Here is a 13,784-nt window from a genome sequence, read left to right as displayed (position 1 = left end):
CCTCCCCACCCGCGGGCGGGCGACGCCCCGCCGGCGACCGGTCGTGCGCCCGGAGCGGGCCCGGACCGTCCGCGGGCGCTCAGTCGCGGGCCGCGGCGTCCTCGTCGTGGTCGACCGGATGCCGCGTGACGAGCAGCTCCGCCACGCGGCGACGGTCGACCGCGCTGACCTGAAGGGTGGCGCCGTCGACCTCCACGGTGTCGCCGACGCGGGCGAGGCGGCCGAGTCGCTCGACCACGAACCCGGCCACGGTGTCGGACGCACCGCGTGGCAGGACCACTCCGGTCGCCTCCTCGAAGTCCTGCAGATTGAGGCGTCCCTCGACGGTTCCGTGCTCGCCCTCGGCCAGGGGCTGCTCGGCGGCGACGTCGTATTCGTCGAAGATCTCGCCCACCACCTCTTCGACGAGGTCCTCGAGGGTCACGATGCCGTCGGTGCCGCCGTACTCGTCGACGACGACCGCGATATGGCTGCCCTCGGCGCGCATCGCGGTGAGGGTGGGCAGCACCCGCGCGGTCGAGGGGATGTAACGGATGTCGCGCATGACGGCGGCGAGGGGGCGCGCAGTGTCCTCGTAGAGGTCACGCACGTGCACGAAGCCGACGACGTCGTCGATCGTGTGCTCGGCGACGGGATAGCGCGAATACGGCAGGTCCCGCACGCGCTCCACGGCTTCGGCGATCGAGCCGCCGGCATCCAGGGTGACGACCTCCGGACGGGGGCGCATGACTTCGCTGACATGTCGATCGCGCAGGGACAGCACGTCGTCGAGGATGCGGCGTTCATCAGCGGGGAGGCCCTCGTGGCTCGAGACGATGTCGCGCAGCTCCTCCTCGGTGAGCTCCTCGCCGGTCTTGTCGGGATCGCCGCCGAGCAGGCGCACCAGCACATTCGTGGAGATCGACAGCAGCCAGATGACGGGCCGCATGAGCTTCGCGAAGCCGTTCAGCACGGGGGCGACGGCGTAGGCGAACGCCGCGTTGCGTTGGATCGCGAGTCGTTTGGGCACCAGTTCGCCCAGGACGAGGGAGAGGTAGGCGATGACCAGGGTGAGCGCGATCGTGGAGACCGTGGCCGCGACCGGCTCCTCCAGCCCCCAGGCGGTGAAGAGCGGGGTCACCGACGGCGCGATCGAGGACGCGCCGTATGCGGCCGACGCGAAACCGGCGACCGTGACGCCGATCTGGACGGCGGAGAGGAACGTGTTGGGGTTTCGAGCGAGGTCAGCCACCTTCTGGCCGCGCCGCCCGCGCGCGGCGAGCGCGTTCACCTGACTCTCGCGGAGGGTGACGAGGGCCATCTCGGTCGCGGCGAACACTCCGCCGATGAGCACGAAGACGACGACCAGGACGATGTTGAGCGCGAGGTCGTTCATCGCCGCTCCGTTCCCCCCGCGATGTGTCCGGTACCCGGGGTCACCCGGGCGCTCGGACTATGTCCGTCGGCGTCGAGAGCGTGGCGCATGCGCCGAGTGTAATGAGACGGGGCGAGCCTCACGGATGCCGGCGCCGGGCTTGCGCATGCGGCATGCTTCTGCTGCCTCAGCGGACACTTCCGTCGACGCCCGAGACGCGGACCGTCGTGCCTCCGGCGATCTCCACCTTCCACACGGGAGTACCGTCCTCCTGCTCGAGGGCCGCCTCCTCCACCCGTGCACCGCCGGAGGCGCGTGCCGCGGCGATGCGGATGGCATCCGCGAGGGTGGTCGTGGCGGCCCGGAGGGCGGCGTCGTCGTCGGCGTCGAGATGCTCGGAGTCGTCGGACGATTCCGCGCGGGTTCCGTCGGTGGCGACCCGGACCTCGACCTCCCGGTCGCCGACCGCGACGTGCACCTCCCACTGATCGTCATCGCTGTCGAGTTCGAACGCGCGGCCCCCGGCATCGGACTCGGCAGTGGTCACCGCGCGGACGGCATCCTGATCGGTGGGGGTGAGGGATCCGCCCCCACCGGCGGCGGGCGAGCATGCGCTGAGAGCGAGGGTCGATGCGGCGAGCAGGGCGACGGCGAAGGAGCGGGTCGAGGCCATGGCGCGAGGCTAGCCGGGTGCGAACGGGCCCGCGGAGAGCTTGCGTCGCGGCGACGCCTGTGCGTCGATCGGGGACTTACCAAGACGCGGCGCGGTCGTCAACGGCGGGCTTCCGTTCAGACGACGGGCGAACGATGTCTGCCATGAGCGAGATCACCGCACACCATGGACTCCTGACCGACATCGACCTCCACGTGGACGACACCGGCGGCGCCGGTCGCCCCGTGGTGCTGATCCACGGGTGGCCCTTGTCGGGCGAGTCGTGGGCGCACCAGGTCCCGGCCCTCGAGGCGGCCGGCCACCGGGTCGTGACCTACGACCGCCGCGGCTTCGGCCGGAGCGACAAGCCCCGCACCGGGTACGACTACGACACGTTCGCCGACGACCTGCAGGCCGTGATCGAGACGCTCGATCTGCGGGATGCCACTCTGGTGGGCTTCTCGATGGGCGGCGGCGAGGTGGCGCGCTACCTCACGCGCCACGGCGCCGATCGCATCCACAGCGTCGTCTTCGCCGCCGCGGTGCCGCCGTACCTGGCCAAGACCGAGGACAACCCCGAGGGCCCCCTCGACGACGAGACCGCCGACGGAATGAAGCAGGGGCTCAAGGACGACGAGAAGGCCTTCTACCACCAGTTCACGACGGACTTCTTCTCGGTGGACGGCCAGCTGGCCGTGGCGCCCGAGGAGCAGGCCGAGGCAGAGCGCCTCGCGAACCAGGCCGATCACCACGCTGCGCTGAAGTCCATGGAGGCGTTCGCCACCACTGACTTCCGCGACGACCTGCCGCACGTCACCGTGCCCGCTCTCGTCATCCACGGCGACAGCGACGCGACCGTGCCGTTCGAGGGCTCCGGAAAGCGGACCCACGAGGCCATCGCGGGCAGTGAGCTGCACGTGGTCGCCGGGGCGCCGCACGGCGTCAACGTGAGCCATGCCGACGAGTTCAACCGCGTGCTCATCGACTTCCTGAAGCGCTGACCCGGTCGACGCGCCCCACTCTCGCCCGCACCCGCGGGGGACGCGTCCGATCCGACCGATGCCCCGTCGCCGCCCGGTGACGGGGCATCGGTGCGTGATGAGGGCGTGGGTGAAACGTGGGGGCGCACGTCCACATCCGCCGGGCGAGGAGGGCGAGTAGGCGCAGACCGGACCTAGCCTGAGCGCCATGTCCGACGCCGCCGACGCCTCGACCGGCGGGTCGTCACGGCGTCGACGCCGTCGTCCACGGCTCTGGCGGGAGGGGCGCTCGACGACCCGCCGCTGGGACCTCGGTCTGCTGGCCTGGGCCGTTTGTGCGCTCGGCGCGGGCCTTCTGGCCCAGCGGGCGGCATCCGCGCTGCTCCCGCCGGAGACGGCCGAGGCGAGCGCGCGGGCCATCGTGTGGGTGGCCCTCGGTGTGCCGGTCGGCGTCGCCTTCTCGCGCTCCCGGCCGCGCGGGTTGCTTCGCCTCCGTCCGGTCGACGTGCTCTACGGCATCGTCTTCGGCGTCGCTCTCCGCGCGATGCAGGGCGCCGTCGCCGGAATCGGGGGCGTCCCGGCCGCGTGGCCCTCCACCTTCTCCTCCGACGGATCGCTGCCGGAAGCGTTCCTCGCCGAGGCGCTCGCCGACACGATCGGCGCCGCGATGGTGGAGGAGTTCTTCTTCCGCGGGGTCGTGCTCGTCTGCGCGTACGTGCTCCTGCGGGAGCGCAGCGGGCGCGTCCCGGCGGCGATCGCCGCCGTCGCCTTCTCGACGGCGCTGTTCGTGCTCGCGCATCAGTTCGCGGCGGGACAGGACCATCTCGCGTCGATCGCGCTCGCCGCGGTCGGCGCCGTGACCGGGGCGTTCGTGGTGGCGACCGGGCGCGTCTGGCCGGCCGTCGCGGTGCACATGGTCTTCAACGCCACGGGGTACGCGCTGGTGGCTGCGGGCACCCTGCTCTCGTAGGGACGCACGCGCCCCGCCGTCGGGGGGTGCCGTCGGCGTTTGGCGATGGCATCCGGATGCCGTAGTCTTGCTCTTTGGTGCCCGCCTCCCTGCGAGCGGGTCGCCCGAACGTGAGCCCTCCACCGGCCCTGTTCCCCCGTCATCGGCGGGGCAACGGACCACCGGAGCGGGATTCACGAACTCCTCCGTTCGATCAAGAAAGCAGCACTACTGTGACGCGCACTTTCACCCCCAAGGCCGCTGAGGTCACGCGCGAGTGGGTCGTTATCGACGCCACCGACGTCGTTCTCGGCCGCCTGGCCTCGCACGCGGCGGTCCTCCTCCGCGGCAAGCACAAGCCCACCTTCGCCAACCACATCGACTCCGGCGACTTCGTCATCGTGATCAACGCCGAGAAGGTGGCGCTCACGGGTCAGAAGCTCCAGAACAAGAAGGCCTACCGCCACTCGGGCTACCCGGGCGGCCTCAAGTCCGTCACCTACGACGAACTGCTCGAGAAGAACCCCGTCCGCGCGGTCGAGAAGGCCATCCGCGGCATGCTGCCCAAGAACAGCCTCGGCGCGGCGCAGCTCAAGAAGCTCAAGGTCTACCGCGGCGCAGAGCACCCCCACGGTGCCCAGCAGCCCACGGCATACACCTTCGACCAGGTCGCCCAGTAAGCGCCGCCGGATAAGGACGAAACAGTGTCGAACATCGACTCCAGCAACTACAGCACCGAGACGCCGGCCGAGCAGTCGGTCGTCGCGGCCGAGCGCCCCGTGCTCTCGGTTCCCGGCGCAGCCGTCGGCCGTCGCAAGCAGGCCATCGCCCGCGTGCGTCTGGTTCCCGGCTCGGGCACGATCACGGTCAACGGCCGCACGATCGAGGACTACTTCCCGAACAAGCTGCACCAGCAGCTGATCAACGACCCGTTCACGGTGCTCGAGCTCGCGGGCTCGTACGACGTGATCGCGCGCATCTCCGGTGGTGGCCCCTCGGGTCAGGCCGGCGCGCTGCGCCTGGGCATCGCCCGCGCGCTCAACGAGATCGACGCCGAGAACAACCGCCCGACCCTCAAGAAGGCCGGCTTCCTCTCGCGCGACGCTCGCGTCAAGGAGCGCAAGAAGGCCGGTCTCAAGAAGGCCCGCAAGGCGCCTCAGTACTCCAAGCGCTGAGTTCGACCCTCCGTATGCCTCTCTTCGGCACGGACGGGGTGCGGGGGCTGGCCAACGGCCTCCTCACCGCCGAACTCGCGCTGCACCTGGCCCAGGCGACTGCTGTCGTCCTGGGCCAGGGCCGTTCTGCGGAGGCGCGGAAGGCCGAAGGCCGCCGCCTCACCGCCGTCGTCGCGCGTGATCCGCGGGTCTCGGGGGAGTTCCTCGCGGCCGCGGTCGCCGCGGGCCTGGCCTCGTCGGGTGTCGATGTCCTCGACGCGGGCGTCATCCCCACCCCCGCCACCGCTTTCCTCATCGCCGACCATGATGCCGACTTCGGCGTGATGGTGTCGGCGTCGCACAACCCCGCTCCCGACAACGGGATCAAGATCTTCGCGCGCGGGGGCACCAAGCTCCCGGACATCGTCGAGCAGCGCATCGAGCGCGCCCTCGAGGGGGAGCGTCTGCAGCCCACCGGTGCCGGTGTCGGTCGCATCCGACGCTTCGCCGATGCCGAGGACCGCTACGTGCTGCACCTGCTCGGCTCGCTCCCGCACCGGCTCGACGGCATCCACGTGGTGCTCGACTGCGCCCACGGCGCGGCGGCCGGGGTGTCTCCCGAGACGTTCAAGGACGCCGGCGCGCAGGTCACCGTCATCGGTGCCGACCCCGATGGCCTGAACATCAACGACGGGGTGGGCTCGACCCACCTCGACGTGCTCGCGGAGGCGGTGGTGCGCCTCGGCGCCGATGTCGGCATCGCCCATGACGGCGACGCGGACCGGTGCCTCGCGGTCGACGCGCAGGGCAACGTCGTCGACGGCGACCAGATCATGGCCATCCTCGCGGTGGCGATGAAGGAGCGCGGCGCTCTCGTCGACGACACCCTCGTGGCGACGGTCATGAGCAACCTCGGTCTTCATCGCGCGATGCAGGAGCACGGCATCCGGGTGCTGCAGACCGCGGTCGGCGACAGGTATGTGCTCGAGGCCATGAACGAGGGCGGCTACTCCCTCGGCGGCGAGCAGTCGGGTCACGTGATCATGAGCGAGTTCGCCACGACGGGCGACGGATTGCTCACGGGTCTGCACCTGGTGGCCGAGATGGCGCGCCAGGGCAAGACGCTCGGCGAGCTCGCCTCGCTGATGACCGTGTACCCGCAGGTACTGGTCAACGTGCGCGGTGTCGACCGCGACGGCGTCGCCGACGAGGTCGTGCAGCGCGAGGTCGCGGCATCCACCGCAGAACTCGGCGAATCCGGTCGCGTGCTGCTTCGCGCCTCGGGGACCGAGCCGCTGGTGCGTGTGATGGTGGAGGCGGCATCCGAGGATGTCGCCCGAGCCCACGCCGACCGTCTCGCCGAGGTCGTGCGCGAGCGCCTGGCGCTGTAGGTCCGGTCGGTTCGACAGGCCCAGGGACCCCGTGCGGGGTGCCTGGGCCTTCGTCGTCGGTGCGAGTGGGTTCGCCGGGCGGGGCCCGGTCCCGTCGACAGGCTCAGGGGCCTCGGTGTCGGTGGCGGGTGGCGGGGCGCGGAGCGCCGCGGCGGTCAGTACTCGAGCGACTCGATGTAGCGCAGGAGCACGCCCTCGCGCAGCGCCCAGGGCGAGACCTCGAGCTCTTCGACGTCCATGGCTTTCATCGCACGCTCGACGACGACCGCCGCCGCGACGATCTGGAATGTGCGATCGGCGGTGATGCCCGGCAGGGCCTCGCGTGCGTCGGCCGGGATGCGGGCGAGCCGGGGGATCCAGTCCTTCAGCTCTTTGCGCGGCAGCACCATACGGTCGATGCCCGACCATCCCGGCACCGGGTAGCCGGCGAGTTTCGCGAGCGAGCGGATGGCCTTCGACGACCCGATGACGTGGTCGGGGCGGGGGAGCGCGGCGAACCGCTCGGCCACAGGAGCGAGGACGGATGCCGCGTGCTGGCGGAGGGCGTCGATCTCGGCGTCGCTCGGGGGGTCGTGCGGGAGGAACTGCACGGTCGAGCGTCCGGCGCCCAGGGGCACCGATTCGGCGAGGTCGGGGAGCTCATCGGCGCCGCCCGCGATCTCGAGCGAGCCGCCGCCGATGTCGAACAGCAGGATCTGCCCCGCCGACCACCCGAACCAGCGTCGGACGGCGAGGTAGGTGAAGCGCGCCTCCGTCTCGCCGCCGAGCACCTGGAGCGGTTGCCCGAGCACCTCCTCGATCCTCGCGATCACGTCTTCGCCGTTCGTCGCGTCGCGCACGGCCGAGGTCGCCGTGGCGAGCAGTTCGTCCACCCCCTCGGCGCGGGCGCGCTCGCAGGCGGCGGTCACGGCATCCACGAGGCCCTGGACGCCCTCGGGCGAGATCGATCCGTCGGGCAGCAGATAGCGCATGAGACGGAGCACCGAGCGGTGGGAGCTCGTCGCGGTCGGCCGTCCTCCCGCCCGGGCGTTGGCCACCAGGAGGTGGACGGTGTTCGAGCCGATGTCGAGGACTCCCAAGCGCACGGTCCGAGCGTAGCGAACGGCGCCGGGCGTGCGTCGCCGGGTGGTGCGGGCCCCGCGGGTAGCATGAGCAGGTGTCCGCCGCCGAGACGACCGCTCCCGCACCGTCGCTGAGCCCCTACCGTCAGATCGACCGCGACGACTGGGCCCGCATGGCCGGGGGTCTCCAGCAGCCGTTGACCGAGAACGAGATCGTGCAGCTGCGGGGCATCGGCGACCGCCTCGATCCGCGCGAGGTCGCCGAGGTGTATCTGCCGCTCAGTCGTCTGCTCAGCCTGTACGCCCGGGCCACGCGGCGACTCGGAGCCGACACGAGCGAGTTCCTGGGCGAACCGGATGCCACGACCCCCTTCGTCATCGGCGTCGCCGGATCGGTGGCGGTGGGGAAGTCGACCATCGCCCGCCTGCTGCGCGAGCTCATGAGCCGGTGGCCCGACACCCCGCGGGTCGAGCTGGTCACCACCGACGGGTTCCTCTACCCCAACGCGGAGCTCGAGCGCAGAGGGCTCATGGACCGTAAAGGATTCCCCGAGTCGTACGACCGTCGGGCGCTCGTGGAGTTCCTGAGCGAGGTCAAGTCGGGGGCGGAGGAGGCGCGGGCGCCGTTCTACTCCCACGTGCGGTACGACATCATGCCCGATGCGCACGTGAGCGTGCATCGGCCCGACGTGGTGATCGTGGAGGGTCTGAACGTGCTGCAGCCGCCGCCGTCTCCGAACGAGGTCGCGGTGAGCGATCTGTTCGACTTCTCGATCTACGTCGATGCCGACGCCGCCCACATCGAGCGCTGGTACGTGGACCGGTTCCTCGCCCTGCGCGACAACGCCTTCACGAACCCGACCTCGTTCTTCCGCGTCTTCGCCGACATCAGCGACGAGGAGGCGGTGGAGCGGGCCCTCGGGTACTGGCGCGAGATCAACCTGCCCAACCTCGAGGAGAACGTGCTGCCCACCCGGCATCGCGCCAAGCTCGTGCTGCAGAAGGGCGCCGACCACACCGTGGAGTCGGTGCTGCTGCGCAAGCTCTGACCGCATCCCCGCGGTCCGACGGGTGGCGCCGCGCCCGGTCGCCGCTCGGGGCACGCCGCGGAGGGGTTCCCTCAGCCCCGCCGCGTAGACTCGGTGACCATGTGCGGAATCATCGGTTACGTGGGTCCTCGGCAGAGCCAGGACATCCTTCTGGCGGGCCTGTCGCGTCTGGAGTACCGGGGGTACGACTCCGCGGGCATCGCCGTGATCGACGGTGACGGCGCTCTCGGCATGCGCAAGCGCGCCGGCAAGCTCGCGGTGCTGCGCGACGATCTCGAGTCCTCGCCGATGCCGAACGGCACGACGGGAATCGGGCACACCCGCTGGGCCACGCATGGCGGACCCACCGACGCGAACGCGCACCCCCACCTCGCCGATGACGACAAGCTCGCCGTCATCCACAACGGCATCATCGAGAACTTCGCCGAACTCAAGAGCGAGCTCGTGGGCGAGGGCTTCAGCTTCCGCAGCGAGACCGACACCGAGGTCGCAGCCGTCATGATCGGCCGCGAGTACGCGCGGTCCAAAGACCTCGTCGCCGCCTTCCGCGCCGTCGTGTCGCGCCTGGAGGGCGCCTACACGCTCCTCGCGATGCACGAGGACCACCCCGGCCTCGTCGTCGGCGCGCGCCGCAACTCCCCGCTGGTGATCGGCCTCGGCGAGGGCGAGAACTTCCTCGGATCCGACGTCGCCGCCTTCGTCGAGCACACCCGCAACGCGCTCGCGATCGGGCAGGACGAGATCGTGGCGATCACCCCCGACGGCGTCGAGGTCACCGACTTCTCCGGCGCCCCGGTCGAGGTCGAGGCCTTCGAGGTCACGTGGGACGCGTCGGCGGCCGAGAAGGGCGGCTGGTCGTCGTTCATGGCCAAGGAGGTCTCCGAGGAGCCCGAGGCCGTCGCGAACACCATCCGCGGCCGCATCCACGAGGGTCGGGTCGAGATCCCCGAGTTGGAGGGGATGGACGACTTCCTCGCCGACATCGACCGCATCCTCGTCATCGCGTGCGGCACCGCCGCCTACGCCGGAATGGTCGGCAAGTACGCCCTCGAGACCTGGACCCGCGTTCCCGTCGACGTCGAGCTCGCGCACGAGTTCCGCTACCGCGACCCGGTGCTCTCGTCCCGGACGCTGGTGGTGTCGATCAGCCAGTCGGGCGAGACCATGGACACCCTGATGGCCGTCAAGTACGCCCGCTCGCGCGGCGCGAAGACGCTGTCGATCTGCAACACCCAGGGCGCCACGATCCCGCGCGAGTCGGATGCCATCGTCTACACGCACGCCGGCCCCGAGGTCGCCGTGGCCTCGACGAAGGCGTTCGTCGCGCAGATCACCGCGCTCTACCTGCTCGCCCTGCACGTCGGGCGGGTGCGCGGAGCCATCGACCCCGTCGTCGCCGTCGAGGCCGTCACCGAGCTCGAGGCGGTGCCCGGCAAGATCGCGCGCGTCCTCGAGTCCGAGCAGCCCCGCATCGAGCAGCTCGCGCACTGGATGGCCGACACCCGCTCGGTGCTGTTCCTCGGCCGCAACGTCGGCTACCCCATCGCTCTCGAAGGAGCGCTGAAGCTCAAGGAGCTCGCGTACATCCACGCCGAGGGCTTCGCCGCGGGCGAGCTGAAGCACGGGCCGATCGCCCTGATCGAGCCCGGGCAGCCGGTCTTCGTGGTCGTGCCGAGCCCCCGCGGCTCGGGCGAGATGCACAAGAAGGTCGTCTCGAACATCGAGGAGATCCGCGCGCGCGGCGCCCGCGTCATCGCGATCGCCGAAGAGGGAGACGTCGCCGTGCTCCCCGCCGCCGACGAGGTGCTGCGCATCCCTCTCGCGGCTCCCCTCTTCGAGCCGCTGCTCGCCGTCGTGCCGCTGCACATCTTCGCGATGGGACTGGCCGAGGCGAAGGGCCTCGACGTCGACCAGCCGCGCAACCTGGCGAAGTCGGTGACGGTCGAGTAGGACCGCCGATGGAAGGGGGCCGGATGCCGTGGCATCCGGCCCCCTCGTCGTCTCCGTCGACGGGGTCCGAGGCGTCCGCCCCGCCGCGGGCCGCATCGGACGCTGATCCCCCTGCGTCCGGCGCCGACAAGGGCGACCGACGTCGGCGGACACCGGCAGAATGGACAGGATGCCGGGAGGAGGCCGCATGATCGTCGGAATCGGCGTCGACCTCGTCGACGTGCCGCGGTTCGAGGAGCACCTCGCGCGGACGCCGCGGCTTCTCGCGCGCCTGTTCGCGCCCGCGGAGCGGGTTCTCAAGCCACGGTCGCTCGCCGCGCGGTATGCGGCGAAGGAGGCGCTCATCAAGGCGCTGGGCGGGTCGGACGGCGTGCACTGGACCGATATCGAGATCGCCTCCGAGCCCTCGGGGCGCCCCGTCTTCGCCCTGCGGGGCGAGACGGCGTCCACCGTCGCCGCGCGCGGCATCACGGCGCTGCACCTCTCGATGTCGCACGACGCGGGGCTGGCGACGGCGTACGTGATCGCCGAGGCGGTTCCGGCCACGACTCCCCACGCGGGCGGAGAGCCCTCGCATCCGGCATCCATTCCCGTTCCGGCCCGAGAGGACACCGCATGAAGATGGCACCGGGCGTGCTGCGCGAAGCGCTGGTCGACGTCGACGCGATCACCGAGAACGTGCGGCACCTGCGAGCGCTCACCGGCGCCGAGGTGATCGCGGTGGTCAAGGCCGAGGGCTACGGGCACGGGGCGCACCGGTCGGCGGTGGCCGCGTTGCGCGGTGGGGCCGCGCGGATCGGCGTCTCCGACATCTCCGAGGCCCTGGCGCTTCGCCGGGCCGGCGTCCGCGCTCCGCTCTTCGCCTGGCTGCACGCCCCCGGGGCGTCGTTCGACGAGGCCGTCCGTGAGGGGATCGAGCTGGGGATCTCCGACCTCGATCAACTGCTGCGGGCGGCTCAGGCGGCGACGGAGGACCGCCCCGCGGCCGTCCACCTCAAGATCGAGACGGGGCTCTCGCGCAACGGCATCGCCCCGGCGGACTGGCGGGTGGTGTTCTCCGAGGCGGCCCGTCTCGAGCGCATCGGCCGTCTGCGCGTCGTCGGGCTCTTCTCGCACCTGTCGAACACCAGCCTCGACGACGACCGCGCGGCACTGGCCCGATTCGAGGAGGGCGTGGTGCTGGCGGCGTCGACGGGCCTGCAGCCGCCGTTGCGGCACATCGCCGCGACGAACGCCGCGATCGCGCTCCCCGAGGCCCGCCTGGGCTGCGTGCGCATCGGCATCGGGCTCTACGGAGTCTCGCCCTTCGCCGACCGCACCCCGGCCGACCTGGGTCTGCGGCCCGCGATGACCCTGCGGGGCGCGGTCGCGGCCGTGCGTCGCGTTCCCGCGGGGACCGGCGTCTCGTACGGCTACGACTACCGCACGTCGGCCGACACGACGCTGGCACTGGTGCCGCTCGGCTATGCCGACGGCGTTCCGCGTCAGGCGTCGGGCCGCGGGCCGGTGTCGATCGGCGGTCGCCGCTTCACCGTCGCCGGTCGCATCGCGATGGACCAGTTCGTCGTCGACGTCGGCGAGCATCCCGTGGCCGTCGGCGACGAGGTCGTGCTCTTCGGTGATCCGACGCTCGGAGCGCCCTCGGCGCGGGACTGGGCGGATGCCGCCGACACGATCGACTACGAGATCGTCACGCGCGTGGGTGCGCGCGTCCCCCGACGGGAGGTGCACGCGTGAGCGTTCCGGAGGCGCTGCTGGGTGAGCGGGTGGTCGAGGCCCCCGCCGACATGGAGGAGCTCGGACGACGGATCGGGCGAGCGCTCGAGCCCGGGGACGTCGTGGTGCTCACGGGTCCCCTCGGCGCCGGCAAGACGACGCTGACCCGCGGCATCGGCGAGGGACTCGGCATCCGGGGGCCGGTGCAGAGCCCCACGTTCGTGATCGCGCGCACGCACCCCTCGCTGGTCGGCGGGACGCCGTTGGTGCACGTGGACGCCTATCGTCTCGGCGCCGCCGTGGAGCTCGACGACCTCGACATCGACGTCGCCCACAGCGCGGTGATCGTGGAGTGGGGCCGTGGCGTCGCCGAATACCTGGCCGACGCGTGGTGGGAGATCGAGATCTCGCGGCAGACCGGCGGTCGCGGCGTCGACAACGCGTGCGGCGAGATCGCCGTGCACACCGTCGAACTCGACGCCGACGCCCCGCGCGCCGTGACGATCTCGCGTCGTCCCTGACGGCACGGCCGCTCTCGTCAGGTCGCCGGCGTCGCGCGCCCGCGTCGGGGCTCGGCGCCACGGCGGCGCGGTCGCGGAGACTGCGGCGTCCGTGCGGCCGCCCAGACCTCGCGCAGGGCGCGCAGCGTCTCGGCGGGTTGCTCGACGTGGGCGAAATGCCCGCTGTCGGCGAGGACGCGGTCGTCGACGTCGCGCATCAGACGGGCCCAGGCCCGGGAGTCCTCCGCAGCGACGAAGACGTCGTGCGCGCCGCGCACCGAGCGCACCGGGCAGGCGATGCGGCGCCAGACGCCGTCATCGTGCGTGCGCGACATGCGCGCGGCGGTGAGGAAGGCCGACGGGCGGATCTCGTCGGCCAGTGCCGCGCTCACGGCCGGGTCGACGCGCTCCGGATGCCGGAACAGCGGCCGCGCGAGCGTGCGCAGCGCCCCCGTTCGACGCAGGACGCGTAGCAGGGGGCGGGCGAGACGACCGAGTGCGCGCAGGATGCGCATGGCCAGCACCATGCCCGCGAGCCAGGGCAGGCGGACCCCACCGATCAGCGGGCGCTGCATCACCGCGCGGGCGCCCGCGCCGCTCGGGGAGACGACGCCCACGGCGACCGTCTCGGCGGGGAAGCGCGCGGCGACGTCGAGGGCGATCACTCCGCCCAGCGAGTGGCCCACGATGCGCCAGCGGGGATAGCCGAGCGCGCGCGCCACCGCCGCGACGGCGACGGCGAGGTCGGCGGGCGCGGGAACCGGGCCGGGGGACTCGCCCCAACCGGGCAGGTCGATCGCCACGATGTCTGAGAGCGGGAGCCCGAGATCGTCGGACGCCGCGATCATCGGCGCCCAGGTGGCCCACGACCCCGCCGCGCCGTGCAGCAGCACGGTCGCGACCGGACTGCCCGACGCCCTCCCCGCGCGCACGACGACGGGGCCGACCCCCGTGGGGACGACCATGCGGCGCAGCCCGAGTGCCGTGGCATCCATGCCCTTTCTTCGGAGCGGAGGGGCCGGCGGATG

Annotated in this window: 14 protein-coding genes; 10 read left to right on the top strand and 4 right to left on the bottom strand. The window is 71.8% G+C overall.

What is annotated here, in order from left to right; genetic code table 11:
* Positions 1-79 precede the first annotated feature (79 nt).
* Entirely contained in the window at positions 80-1,375 is a 1,296-nt protein-coding gene (locus tag AB0230_RS03930; RefSeq protein ID WP_315993546.1) for a hemolysin family protein, read from the bottom strand.
* 166 nt (positions 1,376-1,541) lie between these two features.
* Entirely contained in the window at positions 1,542-2,027 is a 486-nt protein-coding gene (locus tag AB0230_RS03925) for a PepSY domain-containing protein (RefSeq protein ID WP_366374081.1), read from the bottom strand.
* A gap of 143 nt (positions 2,028-2,170) precedes the next feature.
* On the opposite strand from AB0230_RS03925, the gene AB0230_RS03920 reads away from it, so the two are divergent.
* The 5 genes from AB0230_RS03920 to glmM all read left to right on the top strand — a co-directional run bounded on the left by AB0230_RS03920 (position 2,171) and on the right by glmM (position 6,480).
* Positions 2,171-3,007 (top strand): alpha/beta hydrolase, encoded by an 837-nt coding sequence (locus AB0230_RS03920; protein WP_363386901.1) that lies wholly within the window; start codon positions 2,171-2,173, stop codon positions 3,005-3,007.
* 187 nt (positions 3,008-3,194) lie between these two features.
* Complete coding sequence (locus AB0230_RS03915) at positions 3,195-3,956, top strand: CPBP family intramembrane glutamic endopeptidase (protein ID WP_366374079.1); 762 nt, start codon at positions 3,195-3,197, stop codon at positions 3,954-3,956.
* A gap of 212 nt (positions 3,957-4,168) precedes the next feature.
* A complete protein-coding gene (gene rplM, locus AB0230_RS03910) occupies positions 4,169-4,615 on the top strand; it encodes a 50S ribosomal protein L13 (protein ID WP_058597861.1) in 447 nt (148 codons plus the stop codon).
* 24 nt (positions 4,616-4,639) lie between these two features.
* Positions 4,640-5,110 (top strand): 30S ribosomal protein S9, encoded by a 471-nt coding sequence (gene rpsI / locus AB0230_RS03905; protein ID WP_058597862.1) that lies wholly within the window; start codon positions 4,640-4,642, stop codon positions 5,108-5,110.
* Between the two features lie 14 nt (positions 5,111-5,124).
* Positions 5,125-6,480 carry a phosphoglucosamine mutase gene (gene glmM, locus AB0230_RS03900; RefSeq protein WP_315993542.1) on the top strand — a complete coding sequence of 452 codons (1,356 nt, stop codon included), beginning with the start codon at positions 5,125-5,127 and terminating at the stop codon, positions 6,478-6,480.
* Between the two features lie 155 nt (positions 6,481-6,635).
* Here the strand turns inward: glmM and AB0230_RS03895 are convergent, their stop codons facing one another.
* The gene (locus AB0230_RS03895; protein WP_315993541.1) at positions 6,636-7,565 is read right to left on the bottom strand and encodes a Ppx/GppA phosphatase family protein; all 930 of its coding nucleotides are present in this window, start codon (positions 7,563-7,565) and stop codon (positions 6,636-6,638) included.
* 71 nt (positions 7,566-7,636) lie between these two features.
* On the opposite strand from AB0230_RS03895, the gene coaA reads away from it, so the two are divergent.
* From coaA to tsaE, 5 genes are all read left to right on the top strand, one after another.
* Positions 7,637-8,590 carry a type I pantothenate kinase gene (gene coaA, locus AB0230_RS03890; RefSeq protein WP_363386893.1) on the top strand — a complete coding sequence of 318 codons (954 nt, stop codon included), beginning with the start codon at positions 7,637-7,639 and terminating at the stop codon, positions 8,588-8,590.
* A 99-nt stretch (positions 8,591-8,689) separates the two neighbouring features.
* On the top strand, positions 8,690-10,540 hold the full coding sequence (gene glmS / locus AB0230_RS03885) for a glutamine--fructose-6-phosphate transaminase (isomerizing) (RefSeq protein WP_363386890.1): 1,851 nt from the start codon (positions 8,690-8,692) through the stop codon (positions 10,538-10,540).
* A 187-nt stretch (positions 10,541-10,727) separates the two neighbouring features.
* Positions 10,728-11,159 carry a holo-ACP synthase gene (locus AB0230_RS03880; RefSeq protein ID WP_363578020.1) on the top strand — a complete coding sequence of 144 codons (432 nt, stop codon included), beginning with the start codon at positions 10,728-10,730 and terminating at the stop codon, positions 11,157-11,159.
* Entirely contained in the window at positions 11,156-12,277 is a 1,122-nt protein-coding gene (gene alr / locus AB0230_RS03875) for an alanine racemase (protein WP_366374074.1), read from the top strand. The genes AB0230_RS03880 and alr overlap by 4 nt, the downstream gene beginning before the upstream one ends.
* A 50-nt stretch (positions 12,278-12,327) precedes the next feature.
* A complete protein-coding gene (tsaE, locus tag AB0230_RS03870) occupies positions 12,328-12,777 on the top strand; it encodes a tRNA (adenosine(37)-N6)-threonylcarbamoyltransferase complex ATPase subunit type 1 TsaE (protein ID WP_366374521.1) in 450 nt (149 codons plus the stop codon).
* Between the two features lie 17 nt (positions 12,778-12,794).
* On the opposite strand, the gene AB0230_RS03865 is transcribed toward tsaE, so the two are convergent.
* Positions 12,795-13,751 (bottom strand): alpha/beta hydrolase, encoded by a 957-nt coding sequence (locus tag AB0230_RS03865; protein WP_363386881.1) that lies wholly within the window; start codon positions 13,749-13,751, stop codon positions 12,795-12,797.
* Positions 13,752-13,784 lie beyond the last annotated feature (33 nt).

This window comes from Microbacterium sp. NPDC089190, from assembly GCF_040701795.1.
Lineage (GTDB): Bacteria > Actinomycetota > Actinomycetes > Actinomycetales > Microbacteriaceae > Microbacterium > Microbacterium galbum.
This window is presented reverse-complemented; position numbering and strand designations above follow the sequence as displayed.